Genomic DNA, 24,802 nt, shown 5'->3' with positions numbered 1-24,802 from the left:
GGGGCGCCCTCGCCCGCCCGGCGCGGGCGCGGACCTCGCGCGCCGCACGGCCCGCGGCGCCCGCCCCGTACCGGGCGGCCGGGGCGGGCGCCTCCGCGGGGCGCTCACACCCCGTGCAGCCGGTGGGCCTTCAGAGCCATGTGCAGCAGCAGCCGCTCCCCGCCGTCGTCGAGGTCCAGCCCGGTGAGCTGCTCGACCCGGGAGAGCCGGTAGTACAGCGTCTGCCGGTGGACGCCGAGCGCCGCGGCCGTGCGGCCCGCCTGCCCCGCGTGGTCGAGGAAGACCTCGGCGGTGCGGGCCAGCTCGGCGTGCGCCCGGTCCAGCAGCGGCCGTACCGCGGGGTCGCGGGCGGCGTCCGGGGGCAGCGCGGTGAGCAGCCGGTAGGGGCCGACGGACGCCCAGGGCGTGACCGGACCCAGCCGTGGTTCGGCCAGCGCCGCCCGCGCCGCCGACGCGGCCTCCGTCCAGGCGGCGGCCAGCTCCGCCAGGCCCCGTCGCGGGGCGGCCACCCCGGCGGCGGCGCCCGGCCCCGCGGCGTCGCACAGCCGGGCGGCGGCCGTCAGCGCGGGGGAGAGGGCCCCGGCGGAGCGGAGGCGGACCAGGACGCCCAGCACCTGCCCGTCCCCGGCCGGCCCGCCCCCGGGCGTCGGGGCGCCCCCCGCCGCCCGGCCGTACGCCGCGGGCCACGGCGCCGTGCACAGGGCGGCCGCGCCCGGGACCGTACGGACCGGGGGGTCCCCGCCCTCCGGCCACGGGGCGACGCACACCAGGGCGTGCAGCCCGTCCGCGTCCGGTCCGAGCGCCGAGCGGAGCGCGGCCAGGGCCAGGTCGTACCGCCACTCCCGCTCCGCGGTCAGCGCGGCGCGCAGCTCCCGCGACAGATCGGTGCCGGCCCGCTCCTCGCCGGCGAGCAGGGCCCCGATCCGGTCGGTCACCTCCATGGCCGCGGCCAGCCGCTCCGGCGCCGGGCCGGGCGGGGTGTCGAGCAGCCACACGTATCCCAGGACGACGCCCCGGTGGCGCACGGGCAGGCAGAGGCGGTCGCGGTACACGCCCGCCTCCGGCGCGGCGGGGATGCGCACGGGGCCGGTCGCGCGGGCGATGCCGAACCCCTCGAACCAGGCCCGCACGGCGGGGGTGGACTTGCGGGTGAGGATCGACCGGGTGCGGACCGGGTCCATGGCGGAGGGGTCCTCGCCGTCGTGCGCGCCGAAGGCGATCAGGCCGAAATCCCGGTTCTCCAGCGTGGCCGGGGCGCCGAGGAGCGCCGAGACCTCGTCGACCAGTTCCTGGTAGTCGCCCTTCACCCGGACAGTCTGCCACCCTTTCAGACAGTTGTCTGAGATCTGCGGCACGGATGCGTGACAGCTGTCGATGGCACGCGCCCGGGGCGATCCTTAGGTTTCACGGTGGTTCCCCGTGTCGTTTCCGCACCCGTCGGGTTCCGGCCGCATTGCCCGTTGTCAGCCCCCTGTTCGTGGAGGTGCCCCGTGCTGGGTCCCGTGATCCTCGCCGCTTCGCGCAGCGACAAGATGCGCCGCATCGTGTCGGCGGCCCCGGTGACCAGGCCGGTCGTCGACCGCTTCATCCCCGGCGAGACCGTCGACCAGGTCATCCCCGTCGTCACGGACCTGACGGGCAAGGGCCTCGACGTCACCCTCGACGTGGTCGGCGAGGACATCACCACCCCCGGGCAGGCCGCCGCCGCCCGCGACGCCTACCTGGAGCTCGTCCGCCGCCTGGAGCCGCTGGAGCTGGGCGGGAGGGCGGAGATGTCCGTCAAGCTGTCGATGTTCGGCCAGGCGCTGGAGGGCGGCCACGACCTGGCCCTCGCCAACGTCCGGCCCGTCGTCGAGGCGGCCGCCGCCATCGGCACCACCGTCACGCTGGACGCCGAGGACCACACCACCCTCGACTCGATGTTCGCCGTCCACGAGGAGCTGCGGAAGGACTTCCCGCAGACCGGCTGCGTCGTCCAGGCCTATCTCTTCCGCACCGAGGAGGACGTCCGCCGCCTCGCCGCGAGCGGCAGCCGCGTCCGCCTGGTGAAGGGCGCCTACAAGGAGCCCGCCTCCGTCGCGTACCAGGACAGGGCGGAGATCGACCGGGCCTACGTCCGCGTCCTCAAGACCCTCATGGCGGGCGACGGCTACCCCATGGTCGGGACGCACGACCCGCGGCTCATCGCCGTCACCCGGGAGCTGGCGCGCCGCCAGGGACGCAAACTGGACGAGTACGAGTTCCAGATGCTGTACGGCATCCGCAGCGAGGAGCACGTCCGGCTGGCCGCCGAGGGCCACCGGATGCGGGTCTACACCGCGTACGGGACGGACTGGTACGGCTACTTCATGCGCCGCCTCGCCGAGAAGCCGGCCAACCTGCTGTTCTTCGCCCGTTCGATGATCACCAAGAACTGACCCGGAGCCTGCGGGGCCACGCCCCCGACACCCTCACCGAAGGAGTTACGAGACCCATGGACGCTGTGACCCAGGTCCCCGCCCCGGTCAACGAGCCGGTGCACGGCTACGCCCCGGGTTCCCCCGAGCGCACCCGGCTGGAGGCCAAGCTCAAGGAACTGGCCGAGAACCCGATCGACCTGCCGATGACCATCGGCGGCGTCAAGCGCATGGGCGGCGGCGAGCGGACGGACGTCGTGCAGCCGCACAACCACCGGGCGGTCCTCGGCACCTTCGCCGGTGCCACGCCGCAGGACGCCCGGGACGCCGTGGACGCCGCCCTGGCGGCCGCCCCGGCCTGGCGCGCCATGTCCTTCGACGACCGCGCCGCGATCTTCCTGCGCGCCGCCGAACTGCTCTCCGGGCCCTGGCGCGAGACGCTGGCCGCCTCCACCATGCTCGGCCAGTCGAAGACCGCCCAGCAGGCCGAGATCGACACCCCGTGCGAACTCGTCGACTTCTGGCGCTTCAACGTCAAGTACGCCCGCGACCTGCTCGCCGAGCAGCCCCCGGCGAACGCGCCCGGCGTGTGGAACCGCCTGGACCACCGCCCGCTGGAGGGCTTCGTCTACGCGATCACCCCGTTCAACTTCACCGCGATCGCCGGCAACCTGCCGACCGCCCCGGCCCTGATGGGCAACGTCGTCGTCTGGAAGCCGTCCCAGACGCAGACCCACGCGGCCGTGCTGCTCATGGAGCTGCTGGAGGAGGCCGGCCTGCCCAAGGGCGTCATCAACCTGGTGACGGGCAGCGGTGCCGCCGTCTCCGAGGTGGTCCTGGAGCACCCGATGCTCGCCGGCATCCACTTCACCGGCTCGACGAGGGTCTTCCACCAGCTGTGGAAGACCGTCGGCAACAACATCGAGAAGTACCGCTCCTACCCGCGGATCGTCGGCGAGACCGGCGGCAAGGACTTCGTCGTCGCGCACCCCAGCGCCGACCGCGCCGTCCTGAAGACCGCGCTGACCCGCGGCGCCTTCGAGTACCAGGGCCAGAAGTGCTCGGCGACCTCGCGCGCGTACGTCCCCGCCTCGATCTGGAACTCCGGCTTCAAGGAGGAGTTCGCGGCCGAGGTCGACGGCATCAGGATGGGCGACGTCACCGACCTGTCGAACTTCATCGGCGCCCTCATCGACGAGCGCGCCTTCGCCAAGAACAAGGCCGCGATCGACCGCGCCCAGGCCGACCCGGCCTGCACGATCGTCGCGGGCGGCACGTACGACGACTCGGTCGGCTACTTCGTCCGCCCGACCGTGATCGAGTGCACCGACCCGGAGAACGAGGTCTTCCGCGAGGAGTACTTCGGCCCGATCCTCGCCGTGCACGTCTACGAGGACGACCGCTACGAGGCCATGTTGGAGCAGATGGAGTCGGTCTCCGCCTACGCGCTGACCGGATCGGTCATCGCCAACGACCGCGCCGCCGTCGCGCACACGATGGACAAGCTGCGGTACGCCGCGGGCAACTTCTACATCAACGACAAGTCGACCGGCGCCGTCGTCGGCCAGCAGCCCTTCGGCGGCGGCCGCGCCTCCGGCACCAACGACAAGGCCGGCGCCCCGCAGAACCTGATGCGCTGGACGCTGACCCGCGCCATCAAGGAGACGCTGGTCCCGCCGACCGAGTACGGCTACCCCCACATGGGCTGACGCCCCCCGCGGCCCGCACGGGCCGCCCCGCACCGCCCCCGTCCGGCCCCGCGCCGGGCGGGGGCGGCGCCGCTTCCGCCCCGGTCCGGCGCCGGACAGGGCCGCGCTCCCCCGCGGCGGCCGGGCGCCCCGCCCGGTGCGCGCGGCCCGGCACCGGACCGGGGCCGCCGCCCGTGGCGTGAACGCGTACCTGATCGCGCCCGCCGCCGAGGGCGGGATGCCACAGTGGGCGGTATGAGCGATCGCCTCCACACCGCCCACACCTACGAGTTGAAGCCGGCCGTGCTCACCGCGATCCGCGCCGCGCTCGAGGACGCCTTCGACGGCGACCTGAGCGAGGAGGACTGGGAGCACGGCCTCGGCGGCGTCCACGCCTACGTCGAGGACGCCGCCGGACGGGTCGTCGCGCACGGCAGCGTCGTCATGCGCCGCGCCGTGCACGCCGGGCGGGCCCACCGCGTCGGGTACGTCGAGGCCGTGGGCGTGCGGGCGGAGCGCCGCCGCCAGGGGCTGGGCGGCCGGGTGATGGCGGCGCTGGAGGAGGTCGTCGACGGCGCGTACGACTTCGGCGCCCTGTCCGCCTCCGACGAGGGCGCCGCGCTCTACCGCTCGCGCGGCTGGCACCTGTGGAACGGCCGCGTCGAGGGGTACGGCCCGCGGGGGGTGGCCCACCTGGCGGACGAGGAGGACTGCACGTTCCTGCGCCCCGCCGCCGGGCGTCCGCTGCCCGCACCCGAGGGCGGGCCCCTGCAGTTCGACTGGAGGGACGGCGACGTGCTGTGACCGCGCGGCGAGGCGGCCCGGCGGGCACGCCGTCTCAGATAGTAGGAAGCCCGAGTAATCGGGAAGACATCGGCGGCGCGCTCACCTAGCGTGGTGGGAGCCGAACGTCTCGCTCCATCAGCGAACGGCGGACCAGAGCGCGGTGCCCCTCGGCAGGCCACCCCTGCGGCAGCGCTCCCCGCCCCCTTCCGGCGCCTCACCAGCACCCGCCCTGCAGAGGAGCCCCGTCATGAACACCACCACCGAGGCCCGCCGCGTCCGCCGCGTCCGCCACACGGGCGCCCGGCCCGCCGGGGCGGACCGCGAGAACGCCGCCGCCGCCCTCCAGCGCGCCCTGGACCGCCGGGACAACGGCGGTTCCACCGGCCGCTGACCGGCCCCTCCGGGCGGCGGCCCCCCGCCGCCCGGCCTCCGGCCCGCACGCCATCCGTCCGCATGGCGGACGGATCGTGTCAGACAGTGGGATGGGAGGTTAGGGTGTCGCCATGTCTCGCAGCCTCGATCTCGCAGTGATCCCCGGTGACGGCATCGGCCCGGAGGTCGTGTCCCAGGGCCTCAAGGTCCTCCGCGCGGTCCTCCCGCAGGACGTGAAGCTGGAGATTCGGGAGTACGACCTCGGCGCCCGGCGCTGGCACCGCACGGGGGAGACCCTCCCCGAGGCGGAGCTGGAGTCCCTCAAGGGCCACGACGCCATCCTCCTCGGAGCGGTCGGAGACCCGTCCGTGCCGTCCGGCGTGCTGGAGCGGGGGCTGCTGCTGAAGCTGCGCTTCGCCTTCGACCACTACGTGAACCTCCGCCCGTCCAAGCTCTTCCCGCACACCGAGACCCCGCTCGCGGGCCGTCCCGAGGTCGACTTCGTCGTCGTGCGCGAGGGCACCGAGGGCCCGTACACCGGCAACGGCGGCAGCCTGCGCACCGGAACGCCGGCCGAGGTCGCCACGGAGGTCAGCGTCAACACGGCGTACGGCGTCGAGCGCGTCGTCCGCGACGCGTACGAGCGGGCGGCGGCCCGCCCCCGCCGCAGGCTGACGCTCGTCCACAAGGACAACGTCCTCGTCCACGCGGGCCGCCTGTGGAAGGGCGTCTTCGACCGGGTCGGCGAGGAGTACCCGGGGGTCACCACCGACTACCTGCACGTCGACGCCGCGACGATCTTCTTCGTCACACGGCCCGAGCGGTTCGACGTCGTCGTCACCGACAACCTCTTCGGCGACATCCTCACCGACCTCGCCGCCGCCGTGACCGGCGGCATCGGCCTGGCCGCGTCCGGCAACATCAACCCGGCGGGCACGTTCCCCTCGATGTTCGAACCCGTCCACGGCTCCGCGCCCGACATCGCGGGCCGGGGCGAGGCCGACCCCACCGCGACCGTCCTCTCCGTCGCGCTGCTGCTCCGCCACCTCGGGTACGGGGCCGAGGCCGCCCGCGTCGAGGAGGCCGTCGCCGCGGACCTGGCCGACCGGGCCGGCGCCGCCGCCCGCACCACGGACGGGATCGGCGACGCCCTCGCGGCACGCGCGGCGGGCTGACCCGCCGCGCCGACCGGGGCGCGGGGCACCGGGACGCGGCCGCCGGGACGCGGAAGCGTCCGGCGGCTTCTCCTGCGCGACCGCGGGTGCCACCATCGAACCCCGGACCGCGCCGCACCCGTTTCCCCGCCGTACCCCCCAGGGGCGATAATCGGCCACGGGCCGCGGTATGCGTGCCGCTCGGACGTCCCAGCTGCGGCAGCGGCCGGAGCGGCGGCGTGAGCGCGGTCCGATCCACACACACCGGTGAAGGACACAGCACTCATGACGACGCCCACGACGATCGAGCTCAAGCCCTCCTCGACCCCGCTGTCCGCCGCTCGGCGCGAGGCGATCCTGGCCGACCCCGGCTTCGGCCGCCACTTCACCGACCACATGGTGACCATCAGGTGGACGGAGGGCCGCGGCTGGCACGACGCGCAGCTCACGCCGTACGCGCCGCTGTCCATCGATCCCGCCAACATGACCCTGCACTACGCGCAGGAGATCTTCGAGGGGCTGAAGGCGTACCGCCGCCCCGACGGCTCGATCTCGCTGTTCCGCCCGGAGGCCAACGCCGAGCGCTTCCAGCGCTCCGCCCGCCGCCTGGCCATGCCCGAGCTGCCCGTGGAGACCTTCGTCGCCGCGTGCGACGCGCTGGTCCGGCAGGACGCGGAGTGGGTCCCGCCGCACGGCGGCGAGGAGTCCCTCTACCTGCGCCCGTTCATGATCGCCACGGAGGTCGGGCTGGGCGTCCGGCCGGCCAACGAGTACCTGTTCATCGTCATCGCCTCGCCCGCCGGCGCGTACTTCCCGGGCGGCGTCAGGCCGGTCTCGGTCTGGCTGTCGGAGAACTACGTCCGCGCCGTCCCCGGCGGCATGGGCTTCGCCAAGACCGGCGGCAACTACGCCGCCTCCCTCCTGGCCCAGGCCGAGGCGACGGAGAAGGGCTGCAACCAGGTCGTCTGGCTCGACGCGCTGGAGCACAGGTGGGTCGAGGAGATGGGCGGCATGAACCTGTACTTCGTGTACGGGAACAGGATCGTCACCCCGGAGCTGACCGGGTCCCTGCTGGCCGGCATCACCCGCGACTCCCTGCTCCGGCTCGCCCGCGACCTCGGCTACGAGTCGGAGGAGGCCCGCATCTCCACCGACCAGTGGCGCCGCGACACGGAGAACGGCACCCTGACGGAGGTCTTCGCCTGCGGTACGGCCGCGGTGATCACCCCGGTCGGCACGGTCAAGTCCGCCGGCGGTGAGTGGACGCAGGGCGACGGGCAGCCGGGCGAGGTCACCCTGAAGCTCCGCAGGGCCCTGCTGGACATCCAGACGGGCGCCGCCGAGGACGCCCACGGCTGGACCCACCGGGTCGTCTGACCCCCCCGCACCCGGGGGCCCCGGGAGCCGCCGCGGTCCGGGCCGCCCCCCTCGGGGAGGCCCGGACCGCGGCGGGCGCGCCCGCTTCCCGCAGGCGTACGCCCTCCACGGGGGCCGCGCGCCCCAGGGCCCCGGCGGCCTGCGCCCGACGTCCCGGCGGAGGCGGCGGCCCGTGGGCGAACGCCGGGAGAAGACGCCCGGAGGGGCGCCGCCCGCAGGAGGCGACCACATCGTGAGACCCGTGACCACGGCGCGGCCCATTTGTGGCACACTGCCCACGTGCTCGCAAACCCGATGATTATCGGCAGCGGCGCGCCGGTCCGCAGTGACCGCTGAACCCCGGCACCATCCCGTCGCGGCAGCGGACACCGTGTCCCAGACCCGCGCGCAGACCTCTCGCACCCGCGAGGGGTCTTTTCGTTTTCCGGGCCCCACCACGGGCCGGCGGCGAGCGCGCGAGAATGGGGACGAACGGATCAATTCATTCCATTCCTCCGCCCAGGCCCCACCCACGGCCCGGAGCGGGCGGGGGAGGACGCCAGCGGAGCCCATCCGACAGGAGCAGGACGGCCATGACCACGGACCAGCCCGACGACGGTTTTCATGTTTTCGACACGACGTTGCGTGATGGTGCTCAGCGGGAGGGGATCAGTCTGAGTGTGGCGGACAAGTTGAGTATCGCCCGGTATCTGGATGAGTTCGGGGTGGGGTTCGTCGAGGGGGGTGGCCGGGGGCCAATCCGCGGGATACGGAGTTCTTCGCGCGGGCGGCGCGGGAGGTGGAGTTGCGTCACGCCCGGTTGGTGGCGTTCGGTGCGACGCGGCGTCCGGGGGTGCGGGTGGAGAGTGATCCGCAGGTGGGGGCGTTGGTGGAGTCGGGTGCTTCGGTGGTGACGTTGGTGGCCAAGGCGCATGACCGGCATGTGGAGCTGGCGTTGCGGACCACGTTGGAGGAGAACTTGGCGATGGTGCGGGAGACGGTGGCGTATCTGCGGGAGCGGGGGCGGCGGGTGTTCGTGGACTGTGAGCACTTCTTCGACGGGTATCGGGGCAATGAGGCGTATGCGCGGTCGGTGGTGGATGCGGCGTGGGGGGCGGGTGCGGAGGTGGTGGTGTTGTGTGACACCAATGGCGGGATGTTGCCGTCGGAGGTTCACGGGGTGGTTTCGCGGGTGGTGGCCGGTGGGGTGCGTGTGGGGATTCATGCCCAGGACGATGCGGGGTGTGCGGTGGCCAATACGCTGGCGGCGGTGGAGGCGGGGGCCAGTCATGTGCAGTGCACCGCCAACGGTTACGGGGAGCGGGTGGGTAATGCGGATCTGTTCTCGGTGGTGGCGGCGTTGGAGTTGAAGTACGGCAGGAGGGTGTTGCCGGTGGGGGCGTTGGCGGAGATGACGCGGATCTCCCATGCGGTTGCGGAGGTGGTCAATCTCGCGCCTGCGGCGCATCGGCCGTATGTGGGGGTGTCGGCTTTCGCGCACAAGGCGGGGTTGCACGCTTCGGCGGTCAAGGTGGATCCGGGTCTGTATCAGCATGTGGATCCGGAGCGGGTGGGCAACACGATGCGCATGTTGGTGTCGGACATGGCGGGTCGTGCTTCGGTGGAGTTGAAGGGCAGGGAGTTGGGGGTGGAGTTGGGTGGGGATCGGGAGTTGGTGGGGCGGGTGGTGGCGCGGGTCAAGGAGCGTGAGCTGCGGGGGTACACCTACGAGGCCGCCGACGCCTCCTTCGAACTCCTCCTGCGCGAAGAAGCCGAAGGGCACCCCCTGCGCTTCTTCCGCACGGAGTCGTGGCGGACCATCGTCGAGGACCGCCCCGACGGCTCCCACGCCAACGAGGCGACGGTGAAGGTGTGGGCGGGCGGCGAGCGCATCGTCGCCACCGCCGAGGGCAACGGCCCGGTGAACGCCCTGGACCGCGCGCTGCTGGCGGCCCTGGAGCGGATCCACCCGCAGATGGCCAAGTTCGAGCTGGTCGACTACAAGGTCCGCATCCTGGAGGGCCGCCACGGCACCGAGTCCACGACCCGCGTCCTGATCACGACCGGCGACGGCGACACCGAGTGGTCGACGGTCGGCGTCGCGGACAACGTGATCGCGGCGTCCTGGCAGGCGCTGGTGGACGCGTACACGTACGGCCTGCTGAAGGCGGGCGTGCGGCCGACGGAGAAGTAGCGCCCCGGAAGGTGCGAACAAACCCATATGGGGTAGTTTCGATGGTATGAGGAGAAACCCCCTCTCTTTCCTGTCGGCCCTGGCGGGCGTGGTGCTCCTGCTCCTCCTCGCCCTGGCCCCCGCTGCCGCCGCCAGGGCGTCGGACGGGGTGAGGGAGGCGGCTGAGGCCCTCCGGCAGGGACCCGTCTACGTGCACCCCGCGGCGGCCGGCGAGCTGTCGCCGCGGGAGGCCCGGGCGCTGGAGCGGCGGATCCTCGACGCGGACAAGCCCCTCATGGTGGCCGTCCTGCCGGACACCGAGGAGTTCCCGGAGGAGACCCTCCTGCGCGACCTCCGCACCCTCACGGGCGTGACGGGCGTGTACGCCGTCCGCCTCGGCGACGCCTTCGACGCGGGCGCCGACCGGTCGGTGCTCGCGCCGCGGGCGGTGGAGAACCTCGTGTCGGCGGTCCACCGGCCGGGCGTGGACGCGGCGACGGAGCTGAACGCCTTCGTCGACCAGTCCCTGCCGCAGGTGCGCGGCTCGGCACCCTCCTCGTGGACGGGCGTGCCGGGCGACGGGGCGCCGGTCGGGGGCCTGGTGACCATCGGCGTGCTCTTCGCGGTGATGGCGGCGGGCGTGTCGCTGGTGACGGTCCGCAGCCGCAACCGCAGGCGCTCCGAGGACCGGGAGTCGCTGGAGAAGCTCCGCGTCGTCGTCGACGAGGACATCACCGCGTACGGCGAGGAGCTGGACCGCCTCGACTTCCACCCCGCCGACCCGGCCGCCGACGACGCGATGCGCCACGACTACGAGCGCGCGCTCGACGCGTACGACGAGGCGAAACGGCTCATGGCCGGGGCGAGTCACCCCCACGACGTCCGGGGCGTGACCGAGGCGCTCGCGGACGGCCGCCACGCGCTGGCCGTCCTCGCCGCCCGCCGCGAGGGCCGCCCGCTTCCCGAGCGGCGGGCACCCTGCTTCTTCGACCCCCGGCACGGCCCCTCGGTGGCCGACGTCCCGTGGGCGCCGCACGGAGGCACCCCCCGCGACGTGCCGGTCTGCGCGGAGGACGAGGCCCGCGTCAGGGCGGGCCGGGACCCGGCGGCCCGCCAGGTCGCCACCGAGTGGGGTCCCCGCCCCTACTGGGAGGCGGGCCCGGCGTACGGCCCCTGGGCCGGCGGCTACTACGGCGGCGCGCTCCTGCCGGGCCTCCTGGTCGGCACGATGCTCGGCACCACCCTCGCCACCCCGGTCTACGCGGCCGAGTACGGCGGCGACGGGTACGACACCTTCGCCGGCGGCGACTTCTCGGGCGCGGACTACAACCCATCGGACTTCGGCGGCGACTTCGGCGGCGGTGACTTCGGAGGCGGCGACTTCGGCGGAGGGGGCGGCGGCGACTTCGGCGGGGGGTTCTGACCCCCGGCCGGGGCCGCACGCCCCACGGGCGCGGACTCCGGCCGGACCGCGCCGGCGGCCGACGGCGGGTGACCGGTGACCGCTACCGGCCCCGGGCGCCGTGTCCGCCGCACGGGGCCCCGCCCCGACCGCGGCGCCGACCCCCCGACGGGCGTACGCCCATCCGGTGACGTCGGCGCCTCCCGCCGCGCCGCCGCCGTCCGTGCCGCCGATCCGCGCCGGCTGGAGGCCCTCGACAAATCCCCCCCTCGCCGGGCCGTCCCCGCCCGCTCCCCACCGGACCGTCCCCGCCCGCCGCCCGCCGCGCCCCGACGCGCTTGACCGCCTCGGCCCCCGGCGGCCGCCCCGGAGCGTCGGCACGGCCCGTACCGCCGCCCGCCGTACCGGCGAGCCGCCCCCAGGGGACGACCCGCGGGGAACACCCGATACCATCCGGCCCACCGGCCCCTCGCCCGCGGCCCGGTCGACCGAGTGCCCGCCCCCGGGTTCGCCCCGGCACCGCCCGCCCCGGCCTGCGCCACCTCGGGGCGATTATGGGAACCCCACAACGGAATGGGGCCGAAAGCTGGTACTTCGCCTGCCCTCCGACGCCGTTCTGTCCAGGGCGCACAGCAGATCGGTCCGGAGACTGTACGGAGTCAACGGCGGGATTTCCTCGGTCGGCTCCGTAGGGTCGGTGCATGACCGTTGTGGACGAAACCCGGGGAGAGCCCGCCGACACCCGTGGGCGCGTGGCCGAGCTGCGTGTCCTGCGTGAGCGGGCGGTGGCCGGACCGAGTGAGAGGGCGACCGAGGCGCAGCACGCCAAGGGCAAGCTGACCGCGCGCGAGCGCATCGAGCTGCTGCTGGACGAGGGGTCGTTCCGGGAGGTCGAGCAGCTGCGCCGGCACCGGGCGACCGGGTTCGGCCTGGAGGGCAGGAAGCCCTACACCGACGGTGTCGTCACCGGTTGGGGCACGGTCGAGGGCCGTACGGTCTTCGTCTACGCGCACGACTTCCGGATCTTCGGCGGGGCGCTGGGCGAGGCCCACGCCACGAAGATCCACAAGATCATGGACATGGCCATCGCGGCCGGCGCCCCGCTGGTCTCGCTGAACGACGGCGCCGGCGCCCGTATCCAGGAGGGCGTCTCCGCGCTCGCCGGCTACGGCGGGATCTTCCAGCGCAACACGCGCGCCTCCGGGGTCATCCCGCAGATCTCGGTGATGCTCGGCCCCTGCGCCGGCGGCGCGGCCTACTCACCGGCGCTGACGGACTTCGTGTTCATGGTCCGCGACACCTCGCAGATGTTCATCACCGGCCCCGACGTCGTCAAGGCCGTCACCGGCGAGGAGATCACCCAGAACGGGCTCGGCGGCGCCGACGTGCACGCGGAGACCTCCGGGGTGGCGCACTTCGCCTACGACGACGAGGAGACCTGCATCGCCGAGGTCCGCTACCTGCTGTCGATGCTCCCCTCCAACAACCGCGAGAACCCGCCCGCCCACCCCGCCGAGGACCCCGCCGACCGGCGCGGCGAGGCGCTGCTGGACCTGGTGCCCGCCGACGGCAACCGCCCCTACGACATGCACAAGGTCATCGAGGAGATCGTCGACGACGGCGACTACCTGGAGGTCCACGAGCGCTGGGCCCGCAACATCGTCTGCGCCCTGGCCCGCCTCGACGGCCAGGTCGTGGGCATCGTCGCCAACCAGCCCCAGGTCCTGGCCGGCGTCCTGGACATCGAGGCCTCCGAGAAGGCCGCCCGCTTCGTCCAGATGTGCGACGCGTTCAACATCCCCATCGTCACCTTCCTGGACGTGCCCGGCTTCCTGCCCGGCGTCGACCAGGAGCACGGCGGCATCATCCGCCACGGCGCCAAGCTGCTCTACGCCTACTGCAACGCCACCGTCCCGCGCATCTCGCTGATCCTGCGCAAGGCCTACGGAGGCGCGTACATCGTCATGGACTCCCAGTCCATCGGCGCCGACCTGACCTACGCCTGGCCGACCAACGAGATCGCCGTCATGGGCGCCGAGGGCGCGGCCAACGTCATCTTCCGCCGCCAGATCGCCGACGCCCCCGACCCCGAGGCCATGCGCGCCCGCATGGTCAAGGAGTACAAGGCCGAGCTGATGCACCCTTACTACGCCGCCGAACGCGGTCTGGTCGACGACGTCATCGACCCCGCCGAAACCCGCGAGGTCCTCGTCAGGTCCCTCGCCATGCTCCGCACCAAGCACGCCGACCTGCCGTCCCGCAAGCACGGCAACCCCCCGCAGTAACGAGGAGAACCCGTGACCACACCCCCCGGCAGACGCCTCCCTCCTCAGGGTCGAGAGGGGCCATGCCGCCCCCGAGGAGCTCGCCGCCCTCACCGCCGTCATCCTGGCCCGCGCGGGCGCCCGCTCCGCGGCCCCGGCGCACCGCGCCCGCTCCGCGGCCGGCTGGCGCCGTCTGGAACGCCAGTCCGGCTTCCGGGCGCCGCACTCCTGGCAGGGCTGACGCCCCGCCGCCCGTACGCGCGGGAGGACCCCGCACCCAAGAGCACGGGTGCGGGGTCCTCCCGCGTTCTCGGGGGCCGCTCCGCCGCGCGGCGGAGCGGCGCACTCACCGCAGTCGTGCCATGAGGGCGTGTTCGACGAGGGTGATGAGGGCGCTTTTGGCGTCGGCGCGGTGGCGGGCGTCGGTGGTGATGATGGGGGTGTCGGGGCCGATCTGGAGTGCTTCGCGTACTTCGTCGGGGGTGTAGGGCTGGTGTCCGTCGAAGCCGTTGAGGGCGATGACGAAGGGCAGGCCGCTGTTTTCGAAGTAGTCGACGGCGGGGAAGCAGTCGGCGAGGCGTCGGGTGTCGACGAGGACGACGGCGCCGATGGCGCCGCGTACGAGGTCGTCCCACATGAACCAGAAGCGGTCTTGTCCGGGGGTGCCGAAGAGGTAGAGGATCAGGTCCTGGTCGAGGGTGATCCGGCCGAAGTCCATGGCGACGGTGGTGGTGGTCTTGTCGCCGGTGTGGGTGAGGTCGTCGATGCCTGCGGAGGCGGAGGTCATGACGGCCTCGGTACGCAGCGGGTTGATCTCCGAGACGGCGCCGACGAACGTGGTCTTGCCCACGCCGAAGCCGCCCGCCACCACGATCTTCGCGCTGGTGGTTGAGCGGGCCGCACCGCCGCTAGAGCTTGCGAAGTCCACTGAGCACCCTTTCGAGCAGTGTCACGTCTGGCTGGCCTCCGGCGGCCTCGTCACCGCCGGGCTGATGGATGGCGACGAGTCCGGCCTCGGCCAGGTCGGCGACGAGGATCCGGGCCACGCCGAGGGGGATGGAGAGGAGCGCCGAGATCTCGGCCACCGACTTGATCTCGAAGCACAGCCGGCAGATCCGCTGGTGCTCGGGCAACTGCCCGTACAACCGCGACGGGTCGGCCGTGGTGGAGACCAGCGCCTCGATGGCGAGCTGGTACCGGGGCCGGGTCCGGCCGCCGGTCATCGCGTAGGGGCGGACCAGCGGGTTGTGGGCGCTCGCGGCCGGCTCCGGGCGGTGCTGCCGCACCGGCCGGCTGCGCGGTGCCTGCGGCTGCCGGTATCCCCGTCCGCCCGGCACAGAGGGGAAGTCGTAGTGGTTCCAGGCGTTGCCGCCCTGCACCTGGTGCGCACCATCGTCGTACGGGTGGTGTCCGCCCGGGGGTGTAGCCACTTTTCCTCCTCATGCTGCCGTTCATCGGCCCGTGTTCCTGTGGAGCCGCGCCACCGCACCTTAGAGTGCGGTGGAGTTGAACGCACGTTCCCCTGCTAGTTGAGCAGGCTTCCCTGGAGCTCCGCGCGGAGGTCCGGGGTCAGGACGCTGCCCGCGCGGTCCACGAGAAGCGCCATCTCGTAGCCGACGAGACCGATGTCGGCGTCCGGGTGGGCCAGGACGGCCAGGGAGGAGCCGTCCGAGATGGACATGATGAAGAGGAAGCCGCGCTCCATCTCCACCACGGTCTGGTTGACCGGACCGCCCTCGAAGATCCGGGACGCCCCCGCGGTCAGCGACGTCAGACCGGACGCGACGGCGGCCAGCTGGTCGGCACGGTCACGCGGGAACCCCTCGGACATCGCCAGCAGGAGTCCGTCGGCGGAGACCACCACCGTGTGCGACACCCCGGGGGTGTTGTCCACGAAATTGGTGATCAACCAGTTCAGATTCTGCGCCGCCTGGCTCATCGGGCTCACACTAACGCTCCTGGTTGTAGGTACTACCCGGACCACTGTGTCGATCGTAAGTGGCCGATCCGTTCATCTCCGCCCCGGCGCTGCGCCCCCGCTGGACACCGCGCCGCAGGTTGCTCAACCTGCCGCGGACGTCCTCGGGGGCGCGGGAGACCTGCGGGCCGCCCCGCGGGGTCTGCTCCGCGGTCCCCTCGATCAGGTTCGCCCTGGGGACCCGCCGGGGCAGCCCGGAGGCCGTGACCCCGCCGGCCTTCGGCTCCTTGAGCTTCCCGGCCCGCTGCCAGCGTTCGTCGTTCGCCGAACGCCAGGCGCCGGAGTCGTCCGCGTCGCTCTGGGGAGCCTGCCGGACCGGCTGGGACGGCTGGCCCGGAGTGTCCTGCTGGTGCTCCCGGCCCCCGTCCGGCCGCAGGCTGCCGCGGCGCGGCAGCCCCGCACCGGTCAGCTCGTGCCCGGCGGTCGGCACAGAACCCGGCCGGTCGAAGCCTACGCGGTCCGGACCGTTCGCGGGAGCGTCCCGGGCAGATTCCGAATCGCCCGCGTGACCGCCGCCGTAGCCGCCCCGGTACGCCTCCTGGGCCTGCCACCCGGCCTGGTCGGGCCAGGCCTCGACGTGGCCTCCGTACGACGGCTGTCCGGCGCTCCGGTCGGTGAAGCCGCCCTCCGGATACACGGTCCCGGAGTACTCGCCGGCGGCATGTCCGCCGTCGTGGGCGTAGCCGTCGCCGGAGTACCCGCCGCGGTACTCGCCCCCGGCGTCGAGGGTCTCGTCCCGGTACCCGTCGCCGTGGCCCCGGCCGTCGCCCGGGTGGCCTTCCTGCCGGGCCCGGAGGCCGTCGTGACCGGACTGCTGCTGGGCGTACCCGCCGGGCGGGTGGGCCTGCAGGGCGTCCTGCCGCCCGTACGGGGTCTCGTAGCCGTCCTCGTACCGCTCCTGCTCCCGGCCGTCGGCCGGCGTCGCGGCCTGGAGCTGCGCGCCGAGCGCGGCACGGCGGTCCTTGCGCATCAGGGAGCGGCTCACCGGGTCCAGCGCGGCGCCGTCCTGCTGCGGCTCGTAGCGGGAGTCGTCGAAGCCGAGCTCCGCGGCGGTCCGCATCGGGACCGCCTCGTACGCCTGCTGCTCCGGGATGATCTGGGAGACCGTGAAGTCCTCCTCCGGCGGCTCGCCGCCGCCACCGCGGGTGATCGCGTCCGGCAGCATGACCAGCGACGTCGTGCCGGCCTGCTCGCCCGAGGGGCGCAGCTGGACGCGGATGCCGTGCCGGTCGGCGAGGCGGCCGACCACGAAGAGGCCCATGCGCTGGGAGACCGCGACGTCCACCGTCGGCGGGTTGGCCAGCTTGTGGTTGATGTCCGCGAAGTCCTCGGCGGTGAGGCCGATGCCCTTGTCGTGGATCTCGACCATCACCCGGCCGTCGGGCAGCCGCGTCGCGGTGACGCGCACCTTGGTCTGCGGCGACGAGAAGGTGGTGGCGTTCTCCAGCAGCTCGGCGAGCAGGTGCACGAGGTCGGTCACGGCCTGGCCGTGGATCTCCGCCTCGGGGATGCCCGACAGCTCGACGCGTTCGTACTGCTCCACCTCGGAGACGGCGGCGCGCATGACGTCGACCAGCGGGACCGGCTGGTCCCAGCGGCGGCCCGGCTCCTCGCCGGCGAGGACGAGCAGGTTCTCGCCGTTGCGGCGCATGCGCGTGGCCAGGTGGTCCAGCTTGAAGAGGTTCTCCAGCTGGTCCGGGTCGGCCTCGTTGTTCTCCAGGTCCGTGATCAGCGTCAGCTGGCCCTCGATCAGCGACTGGTTGCGCCGCGAGAGGTTGGTGAAGATCGCGTTGACGTTGCCCCGCAGCAGGGCCTGCTCGGCGGCGAGGCGGACCGCCTCGCGGTGGACGTGGTCGAAGGCGCGCGCCACCTCGCCGATCTCGTCGTGCGTGTCGATCGGGATCGGCTCGACACGGGTGTCCACCTTGCCCGGGTCGGTCCGCGACAGCTGGTCGACCAGCATCGGCAGGCGCTGCTCGGCGACGCCCAGCGCGGCGTGGCGCAGGCTGCGCATGGAACGGCTCATCTGGTGCGCCATGAGGCCGGCCAGGACGAAGGCGGCGAGCAGCGAGACCACGACGACGCCGCCGTTGACGAACGCGTCCGTCCGGGCCTCGTCGGCGATCCGGGTGGCCTCGCCGATCGTCTTCGCGAGCAGCTCCTCCTCGACCTCGGCGTACCCCTCGAACTTGCCGGTGGACACGGCCATCCAGGTCTCGGGGGTGACCCCGCCCTGCCTGCGCTTGATCAGCGCCCTGATGTCGCCGGCGTCCTCGGCCTTGCCGATCTCGTTGGCCATGCCCTCGAAGACCGACTTCTCGCCCGTGGCCGTCTCGGCGACCGGCGGCTGCACGCCCGCGGCGGTGAACTCCCTCGCGCCGTCCTGCGCCTTGCGGGTCATGATCTCGCTGAGCCGGTCGACGTCCTCCTGCGTACCGCTGGAGACGAACTCGGCGACGGCGATGTTCTCCAGGTACTTGTAGGAGTTGAAGGCCTTGGACTGGGTCTTGAAGACCTCGTCGTCCCCGCTGGGCCGGAGCAGCAGGTGCATGCCGATCGAGCGCTGCAGCGACTCGGCGGCCTTGGCGAGCTGGACGGCGTAGACGGTGCGGCCGAAGCTCGTGACGTTGTCCGCGCCCAGACCGAGCTCGTTGGAGAACTCCATGAGCACGTGCTGGACCTTGGTGTAGCCCTCTTCGGTCTTCACCGGGTCCAGGAGCTTGGTGTACGCGGCCTTCCGCAGGGCCTGGAGCTGGGGCTCCTCCTTGCGGAACAGTTCGAGGCGGCGCTCCAGGCCCTGGCCGGGGGGCAGGGTGCGGACGGCCTCGTCGAACTCCTGCTTCGCGGCGTCCGTGGTGGCGTACGCGTCGACGACGGCGTTCGCCTTCCGGTCGTCCTCGCTCTTGGCGGTGAGCAGCGGCTCCGCGGTGAGGTCGCGTTCGTTGAGCAGCGCCTGGCCGTACTCGGAGGCGGCCCGCACGATGATCGCGGTCCTCTCCGCGTTCCGCGCCTTCCTCCAGGTGTCGATGGAGGCGCTCACCTGGAAGCCGCCCATCACCAGGCCGACCAGCACGGGCACCAGGAGGATGGCGTTCAGGCGCGTCGCCACGTGCCAGTTGCGGGGGAGAACCGGCTGGGGCTGCCACCGGCGGGGGCGCGGCCGGCCGGGGGTGTCGCGGGCGCGTCCGCGGGCGGCACCGCCGTGCGCGGCGGCGGGGTGAAGTTCCCCCGTGCCTGCTGCTCCGCGGCGTTTTTCGTGCTTCGCCTCACTCGACCAACAACCTCTCGGCGTCGGCACCTCGATGTGCCGTTCTTCTGCTTCAGAGCCGTAATACTCAGGAGTTCGTGCATTGCAGCACGTAAAGCGGCCGCGTTCCAAACAGCCCGATCGAGTGATCGTCGGCGGTCTGCACAACGAGAGAAACGGATATAAGGTGCATGGTGCGTCAAAAGGCGGAGTCCGTGTGAGCGCAGTGGCACCATACGGCTGCGTGTCGTGTCGGAGAGTTCGCAATTCTCTGTCGAAACGTTATGAACGCGCGGGCGGGCCGTGTCAGACGACACAGCCCGCCCGTCGAGCGCTCAGGGCAACTATCCGGTGCGTGCGCCTACTTGGCGACCGGTCTGCCGGGTAGGCCCCTCCCGCGCGCTTCCGGGCGCCTACTTCAGTCGTGCCATGAGGGCGTGTTCGACGAGGGTGATGAGGGCGCTTTTGGCGTCGGCGCGGTGGCGGGCGTCGGTGGTGATGATGGGGGTGTCGGGGCCGATCTGGAGTGCTTCGCGTACTTCGTCGGGGGTGTAGGGCTGGTGTCCGTCGAAGCCGTTGAGGGCGATGACGAAGGGCAGGCCGCTGTTTTCGAAGTAGTCGACGGCGGGGAAGCAGTCGGCGAGGCGTCGGGTGTCGACGAGGACGACGGCGCCGATGGCGCCGCGTACGAGGTCGTCCCACATGAACCAGAAGCGGTCTTGTCCGGGGGTGCCGAAGAGGTAGAGGATCAGGTCCTGGTCGAGGGTGATCCGGCCGAAGTCCATGGCGACGGTGGTGGTGGTCTTGTCGCCGGTGTGGGTGAGGTCGTCGATGCCTGCGGAGGCGGAGGTCATGACGGCCTCGGTACGCAGCGGGTTGATCTCCGAGACGGCGCCGACGAACGTGGTCTTGCCCACGCCGAAGCCGCCCGCCACCACGATCTTCGCGCTGGTGGTTGAGCGGGCCGCACCGCCGCTAGAGCTTGCGAAGTCCACTGAGCACCCTTTCGAGCAGTGTCACGTCCGGCGTGCCGCCGGCCTCTCCGTTTCCTGGCTGGTGGATCGCCACCATGCCCGCCTCCGCCAGGTCGGCGACGAGGATCCGGGCCACGCCGAGCGGCATCGACAGCAGCGCCGACACCTCGGCCACCGACTTCACCTCACGGCAGAGGTGGCAGATCCGCTGGTGCTCGGGGAGCAGCCCGGCGAGGTGTGCCGGGTCGGCCGTGGTGGAGACCAGCGCCTCGATGGCGAGCTGGTACCGGGGCCGGGTCCGGCCGCCGGTCATCGCGTAGGGGCGGACCAGCGGCTGATCGCCTTCGTGCCCGTACGAGGCGTCGTCGAACGACGCACCGTACGGATCGTGAGAGGCGGGGGGCGGGGTCATGAGTCCTCCGGTCGTGACAGCAGGTGGTCTGCGTGCCGTCTGACTGGGCCGGTGGGGGGCCGGATGAGGCGGCCGGCGGGTAGATGACACAGGGCCGGGGCGGGTACGGAGGGGCGCACCCGCCCGGCCGGGTTAGTGGAGCAGGCTTCCCTGGAGCTCCGCGCGGAGGTCCGGGGTCAGGACGCTGCCCGCGCGGTCCACGAGAAGCGCCATCTCGCAGCCGACGAGACCGATGTCGGCGTCCGGGTGGGCCAGGACGGCCAGGGAGGAGCCGTCCGAGATGGACATGATGAAGAGGAAGCCGCGCTCCATCTCCACCACGGTCTGGTTGACCGGACCGCCCTCGAAGATCCGGGACGCCCCCGCGGTCAGCGACGTCAGACCGGACGCGACGGCGGCCAGCTGGTCGGCACGGTCACGCGGGAACCCCTCGGACATCGCCAGCAGGAGTCCGTCGGCGGAGACCACCACCGTGTGCGACACCCCGGGGGTGTTGTCCACGAAGCTGGTGATCAACCAGTTCAGATTCTGCGCCGCCTGGCTCATCGCGCTCAAAACTCACGCTCCTGCTGGTGAGTGGGGCCGACCTGGAAACTACCGGTGTTACCGGACCCGGCCTGACGTCCCTGCTGGATACCACGCCGCAGGTTGGTCAGGCGGCCCCGTACGTCGTCGGGTGCCCGGGAGACCTGCGGACCGGACTGGAGTGGCTGTTCCTGCGCCGTGCCCGGCACCAGGTTGGCGCGCGGAACCCGTCGGGGCAGGCCGGAGGTGGTGACGCCGCCGGCCGCGGGCTTGCGCACGCGCTCCGCCTGGCGGACCAGTTCGTCGTTGGGCGTCGTGCGCCAGCCCGCCGGAGCGGTGCCGGAGTCCTGGCCCTGGCCGTCCGGGCCCCGGTACTGGTCCTGGTCGGCGCGCTGCTGGGGCATCGCCGGGGCCGGGCGGCCGTGCGCGGGTCGCAGGGGCGGCGCGAACTGCTGCGGCGGTACGACCGGGGTGGGCGCCGTCCGGTCGTACGCCGGGTGGGGCCCGTCGGCGGGGCGGTCCTGCCGCGGGTCCGGCCCCTGGCTCCGCGCCGGCTCCTGCGGGGCGTTCCCGCCCCCCTGCTGGTTGCGGAACCAGTCGGTCTCCAGCGTGTCGTACAGCGGGGTGCGACCGTCGTCGGGACCGGTGGCGGGCGGCAGGCTGCCGGCCGGCCGGCGTGGGGCGCCGAAGTCCGGGCGCGGGACCGGCGCGGTGGCCGACGGGTCCTGCGGAGCCTGGCCGCCCTGCGGCCCGCCCGTGTCCGGGTGCGGGACGTCGAAGGCGGGCCGGGGGAACCCGGCCGTGGAGCCGGGATCCGGGTGGTCCGTCCGCGGCGACGCGTGCCGACCGGTGGCCTCGTGCTCCTCGTGGCCGCGCGGCGTGTCGAGCGGGGAGCGGGGAGCGTTGCGGTCGCCGCCCCAGCCGCCGGACCGCGGGGGTGCCGGGAGCTGCGGGCCGCCGGGGAGTTCGGCGCGCGGACCGCCGGGGGGCGGGAGCTGCTGCTCCTGTCCGCTCTGCGGGGCCCGTCCGCTCTGCCACACGTCGGAGCGGGTGGGGATGCCGTCCTGCACGGGGCCGGCCTGCTGCCCCTGACCGCCCTGGTCCTCGTACGCGTCGGGGAACCTGGCGCTCCGGCCGGGGTCGTCCTGCTGCAGGCCGCTCCGGCCGGGCTGCCCGCCCTGAGGTCCGCCGAACAGCCCGCCGTCCTGCGTGCCGCCCGGACGGTCCCCGGGCTCCTCGCGGCCCGGCAGCGCGGGGCGGGCGCCGCCGCCCGGACCCGTCTGGCCGCGCCCGCCGGAGAGGCCGGCGGCCAGCCGGTTCTGCGGCGCGGCACCCTGGCCGGAACCGCCCGGGCCGGACCGTCCGCCGCCCGGTGCCCCGCCCTGGCCGACGGCCGTCCGGCCGGGGCCGCCCTGCGGCAGCCCTCCCGGGCCACCGGGGCCGCCGGGCCTCTTGCCGCCTTGCGTGACGTCCACGGGCAGCATGACCAGTGCGGTCGTACCACCCGAGTCGGACGGGCGCAGCTGGATCCGGATGCCGTGCCGCAGCGACAGGCGGCCGACCACGAACAGGCCCATGCGGCGGGAGACGGAGACGTCCACGGTGGGCGGCGACGCGAGCCGCTCGTTGATCGCGGCGAGGTCCTCGGGGGAGAGGCCGATGCCGGTGTCGTGGATCTCGACCAGCACGCGCCCGTCGGGGAGCGCGTGGCCGGTGACGCGCACCTTGGTCTGCGGCGAGGAGAAGGACGTGGCGTTCTCCAGCAGCTCGGCGAGGAGGTGCACGAGGTCGTTGACGACGCGGCCGGCGACCTCGGTGGCCGGTACGGAGGCGAGCTCGATGCGCTCGTACTGCTCCACCTCGGACGCGGCGGCGCGGAGCACGTCGACGAGGGGCACGGGCCGCGTCCAGCGGCGGCCCGGCTCCTCGCCGGCGAGGACGAGGAGGTTCTCGCCGTTGCGGCGCATGCGCGTGGCGAGGTGGTCGAGCTTGAACAGGGAGGACAGCTGGTCCGGGTCGGCCTCGCGGGACTCCAGCTCGGAGATGAGGGACAGCTGGCGCTGGATCAGGCCCTGGGAGCGGCGGGAGAGGTTGGTGAACATCGCGTTGACGTTGCCCCGCAGCAGGGCCTGCTCGGCGGCGAGGCGGACCGCCTCGCGGTGCACGTCGTCGAAGGCCGCGGCCACCTTGCCGATCTCGTCGCGCGAGTGCACGCCGACGGACTCGACGGACGTGTCGACGTCCTGCGGGTCGGCCTCGGAGAGCTGCTTGACCAGTTGGGGCAGCCGTTCCTGGGCGACCTTGGTCGCGGTGTCCTGGAGCCGCCGCAGCGAGGTGATCATGGATCGGGCCACCACGAAGGCGCCGATCAGGGAGACGCCGAGGACCAGGATGATCAGGGCGCCGTTGATGATCGCGTCGCGCTGCGCCTCCTGGCGCAGCTCGCGGGCCTTGCTCTCCATCTCGCCCAGCAGCGTGGCCTCGATGGTCTCCATGGCGCGCAGCTTGGTCTCGGCCTCCTCGGTCCAGTCGAGGTAGGTGCGGACCGGGGTGCGGCTGAGGCCGTTCCGCTCGCCCAGTACGCGGTCCGCGTACTGGTTGGCGGCCTGGATCGCGGGGTTGCCGGAGGTCAGCGGGCCGAGCAGGTCGGTGGCGTCGCCGCCGGCCGACTCGTAGATGGAGCCGAACGACTTGAGGGCGGAGTTCTCGTTGACGCGGGCGTCCTCGGCGTACTGGCGGTCGTTCTCGTTCATCACCGCCTTCTCCGAGGTGGACTTGGGCAGTGCTGCGGCGATGATCGCCCGCTGTATGGACGCGTACTCCTTGGCGGAGGAGAACGCCGCCAGCGCACGGGTGCGCTTGATCATCTCGGGGTTGTTGGTCGCCTGCGCCATGTCCTGGGACAGGGTGAGCAGCGACTCGATGAGCCGGTTGTACTTGCCCACCGTCGCGGAGGTCATCTGGTCCTTGTATGCCTCCTGGCGGATCACGCCGAGCCCGATGACCTGGTTGGCGATCTGCGTGACGTTGGCGCGGATGCTGGCCAGCGCCTCGTCGTCCTGGGTGTCGCCGATCTCCTGGGTGGCGTCGAGGAACGCCCGCTGCGCCGCGTCGGTCTTGTCCCGGGGGTCCTTGATCTTGAAGTCGGTGAGGGGGGTGTCGTTGGCGATCGGACCCGCCGACTGGTCGCGCTCCTGCTGGAGCGCCTGCGCGAGGTGGTGGGCCTCGCGGGTGAGCTTGGTGAGCAGCTGCATGTGGTCCAGCTGCTCCATGTTCTCCATCGACTCCTGGATGCGGAGTCCGCCCAGCGAGGTCGCGGCGACCACGGGCAGGGCGAGGAGGGAGACCAACCGGGTGCTGATGCGCCAGTTGCGCAGGGCTATTCGCGAGCCGGTCTCGCCCGGTACCGCGGCCTTCGGCTCCTTCCCCGCCTTGGCGGATCTGCCCGGCTTGGCGGACCTGCCCGCCTTGTCGCGCCGCCCGGGCTTCGCGCCCTTACCGCCGCCCGCCGCCTCGGACCCGGCCGCCGCACCCGTCGCGCGGCCGCCGGCGGCCGCCGGTCCCGGGTCATGGGTGTGCTGGGGCGAGGAGCCGCGGTCGGTCCCGCCGCGCGGCTCCTGTTCCGCCGCAGCGCTGCCATCCCTCTTGAAACGTCCCTGCACTAGCGTCGCAACCTCTGGACCAGGCGTCCCCCCGCGTGAACGGACGGGACGGTGTCGGCGTCGTGGGAGCGCGAGTGCGCTCCTGGGTGGTCGTCGGTGACCGGCGCGGAGTCCCCCTTTCCCACCGCCGCTCGGCGCTGCCTCTGCGCCCCAGCTTGCCGGTCTCCATCACGGCGGTGCGTGGAATTCCAGCACAGTGCCGGATCTCCAACAAGGGCGGTGGCCGGCCCCGCGCGTCCGGTGACGGAATGTGCTTCGATGATTGCGACTGGTGATGATGGATCGGGAGGAAAAGGTACTTTCTGGTATGAGTCTCTTACGCGTGGAGGGTGTACCAGTCGAGACGATCGGCATCGGAATGAAGCGTTCAATGGGGATATGTCTCATTTGGCCGCCCGGAAGGATGGTCCGGA

General features: G+C 72.9%; 16 protein-coding genes and 3 pseudogenes. 10 read left to right on the top strand and 9 right to left on the bottom strand.

Annotated features, from left to right (window positions below):
- Positions 1 to 104 precede the first annotated feature (104 nt).
- Positions 105 to 1,307 (bottom strand): PucR family transcriptional regulator, encoded by a 1,203-nt coding sequence (locus LUW75_RS05340; RefSeq protein ID WP_250334590.1) that lies wholly within the window; start codon positions 1,305 to 1,307, stop codon positions 105 to 107.
- A gap of 183 nt (positions 1,308 to 1,490) precedes the next feature.
- Here LUW75_RS05340 and LUW75_RS05335 point away from each other — a divergent pair, with 183 nt between their 5' ends.
- From LUW75_RS05335 to LUW75_RS05290, 10 genes and pseudogenes are all read left to right on the top strand, one after another.
- Complete coding sequence (locus LUW75_RS05335; protein WP_250334589.1) at positions 1,491 to 2,417, top strand: proline dehydrogenase family protein; 927 nt, start codon at positions 1,491 to 1,493, stop codon at positions 2,415 to 2,417.
- A 56-nt stretch (positions 2,418 to 2,473) separates the two neighbouring features.
- On the top strand, positions 2,474 to 4,105 hold the full coding sequence (gene pruA, locus LUW75_RS05330) for an L-glutamate gamma-semialdehyde dehydrogenase (RefSeq protein ID WP_250334588.1): 1,632 nt from the start codon (positions 2,474 to 2,476) through the stop codon (positions 4,103 to 4,105).
- Between the two features lie 234 nt (positions 4,106 to 4,339).
- Positions 4,340 to 4,888 (top strand): GNAT family N-acetyltransferase, encoded by a 549-nt coding sequence (locus LUW75_RS05325; protein ID WP_250334587.1) that lies wholly within the window; start codon positions 4,340 to 4,342, stop codon positions 4,886 to 4,888.
- A 229-nt stretch (positions 4,889 to 5,117) separates the two neighbouring features.
- Positions 5,118 to 5,261, top strand: coding sequence for a hypothetical protein (locus LUW75_RS05320; protein ID WP_250334586.1), 144 nt, complete (start codon positions 5,118 to 5,120; stop codon positions 5,259 to 5,261).
- A gap of 112 nt (positions 5,262 to 5,373) precedes the next feature.
- On the top strand, positions 5,374 to 6,417 hold the full coding sequence (locus LUW75_RS05315) for a 3-isopropylmalate dehydrogenase (protein ID WP_250334585.1): 1,044 nt from the start codon (positions 5,374 to 5,376) through the stop codon (positions 6,415 to 6,417).
- Between the two features lie 264 nt (positions 6,418 to 6,681).
- Positions 6,682 to 7,773: a branched-chain amino acid aminotransferase gene (locus tag LUW75_RS05310; protein WP_250334584.1), complete on the top strand. Its 1,092-nt coding sequence runs from the start codon at positions 6,682 to 6,684 to the stop codon at positions 7,771 to 7,773.
- Positions 7,774 to 8,345: 572 nt separating this feature from the next.
- Positions 8,346 to 9,946, top strand: a pseudogene (gene cimA, locus LUW75_RS05305) (citramalate synthase).
- Positions 9,947 to 9,992: 46 nt separating this feature from the next.
- The gene (locus LUW75_RS05300; RefSeq protein ID WP_250334583.1) at positions 9,993 to 11,348 is read left to right on the top strand and encodes a hypothetical protein; all 1,356 of its coding nucleotides are present in this window, start codon (positions 9,993 to 9,995) and stop codon (positions 11,346 to 11,348) included.
- 680 nt (positions 11,349 to 12,028) lie between these two features.
- Positions 12,029 to 13,612, top strand: a complete 1,584-nt coding sequence (locus LUW75_RS05295; protein WP_250334582.1) for an acyl-CoA carboxylase subunit beta — start codon at positions 12,029 to 12,031, stop codon at positions 13,610 to 13,612.
- Between the two features lie 25 nt (positions 13,613 to 13,637).
- Positions 13,638 to 13,832, top strand: a pseudogene (locus tag LUW75_RS05290) (acyl-CoA carboxylase subunit epsilon); the annotation flags it as partial.
- 105 nt (positions 13,833 to 13,937) lie between these two features.
- Here LUW75_RS05290 and LUW75_RS05285 read toward each other — a convergent pair.
- The 8 genes and pseudogenes from LUW75_RS05285 to LUW75_RS05250 form a co-directional block, all read right to left on the bottom strand.
- Positions 13,938 to 14,519, bottom strand: coding sequence for a GTP-binding protein (locus LUW75_RS05285; protein ID WP_069978110.1), 582 nt, complete (start codon positions 14,517 to 14,519; stop codon positions 13,938 to 13,940).
- Positions 14,500 to 15,021, bottom strand: coding sequence for a DUF742 domain-containing protein (locus LUW75_RS05280; protein ID WP_250334581.1), 522 nt, complete (start codon positions 15,019 to 15,021; stop codon positions 14,500 to 14,502). The genes LUW75_RS05285 and LUW75_RS05280 overlap by 20 nt, the downstream gene beginning before the upstream one ends.
- Positions 15,022 to 15,116: 95 nt before the next feature.
- Positions 15,117 to 15,530, bottom strand: coding sequence for a roadblock/LC7 domain-containing protein (locus LUW75_RS05275; RefSeq protein ID WP_240111643.1), 414 nt, complete (start codon positions 15,528 to 15,530; stop codon positions 15,117 to 15,119).
- Between the two features lie 10 nt (positions 15,531 to 15,540).
- Positions 15,541 to 18,839 (bottom strand): annotated as a pseudogene (locus LUW75_RS05270) (sensor histidine kinase).
- 390 nt (positions 18,840 to 19,229) lie between these two features.
- Positions 19,230 to 19,811, bottom strand: coding sequence for a GTP-binding protein (locus tag LUW75_RS05265; RefSeq protein ID WP_250334580.1), 582 nt, complete (start codon positions 19,809 to 19,811; stop codon positions 19,230 to 19,232).
- On the bottom strand, positions 19,792 to 20,202 hold the full coding sequence (locus LUW75_RS05260; RefSeq protein ID WP_250334579.1) for a DUF742 domain-containing protein: 411 nt from the start codon (positions 20,200 to 20,202) through the stop codon (positions 19,792 to 19,794). Before LUW75_RS05260 ends, LUW75_RS05265 begins: the two co-directional genes overlap by 20 nt.
- Before the next feature lie 132 nt (positions 20,203 to 20,334).
- The gene (locus tag LUW75_RS05255) at positions 20,335 to 20,748 is read right to left on the bottom strand and encodes a roadblock/LC7 domain-containing protein (protein WP_250337553.1); all 414 of its coding nucleotides are present in this window, start codon (positions 20,746 to 20,748) and stop codon (positions 20,335 to 20,337) included.
- Between the two features lie 5 nt (positions 20,749 to 20,753).
- Positions 20,754 to 24,389 (bottom strand): sensor histidine kinase, encoded by a 3,636-nt coding sequence (locus tag LUW75_RS05250; RefSeq protein ID WP_250334578.1) that lies wholly within the window; start codon positions 24,387 to 24,389, stop codon positions 20,754 to 20,756.
- Between the last annotated feature and the right edge of the window lie 413 nt (positions 24,390 to 24,802).

It is taken from the genome of Streptomyces sp. MRC013 (assembly GCF_023614235.1).
Classification (GTDB): domain Bacteria; phylum Actinomycetota; class Actinomycetes; order Streptomycetales; family Streptomycetaceae; genus Streptomyces.
Note: the sequence above shows the minus strand (reverse complement) of the source record. Positions and strands in the feature narration are given on the sequence as shown.

Coding starts and splice junctions, on each gene's coding strand:
- pruA (WP_250334588.1), top strand. CDS start 2,474: ATGGACGCTGTGACCCAGGTCCCCGCCCCGGTCAACGAGCCGGTGCAC.
- LUW75_RS05325 (WP_250334587.1), top strand. CDS start 4,340: ATGAGCGATCGCCTCCACACCGCCCACACCTACGAGTTGAAGCCGGCC.
- LUW75_RS05320 (WP_250334586.1), top strand. CDS start 5,118: ATGAACACCACCACCGAGGCCCGCCGCGTCCGCCGCGTCCGCCACACG.
- LUW75_RS05315 (WP_250334585.1), top strand. CDS start 5,374: ATGTCTCGCAGCCTCGATCTCGCAGTGATCCCCGGTGACGGCATCGGC.
- LUW75_RS05310 (WP_250334584.1), top strand. CDS start 6,682: ATGACGACGCCCACGACGATCGAGCTCAAGCCCTCCTCGACCCCGCTG.
- LUW75_RS05300 (WP_250334583.1), top strand. CDS start 9,993: ATGAGGAGAAACCCCCTCTCTTTCCTGTCGGCCCTGGCGGGCGTGGTG.
- LUW75_RS05295 (WP_250334582.1), top strand. CDS start 12,029: ATGACCGTTGTGGACGAAACCCGGGGAGAGCCCGCCGACACCCGTGGG.
- LUW75_RS05275 (WP_240111643.1), bottom strand. CDS start 15,530: ATGAGCCAGGCGGCGCAGAATCTGAACTGGTTGATCACCAATTTCGTG.
- LUW75_RS05260 (WP_250334579.1), bottom strand. CDS start 20,202: ATGACCCCGCCCCCCGCCTCTCACGATCCGTACGGTGCGTCGTTCGAC.
- LUW75_RS05255 (WP_250337553.1), bottom strand. CDS start 20,748: ATGAGCCAGGCGGCGCAGAATCTGAACTGGTTGATCACCAGCTTCGTG.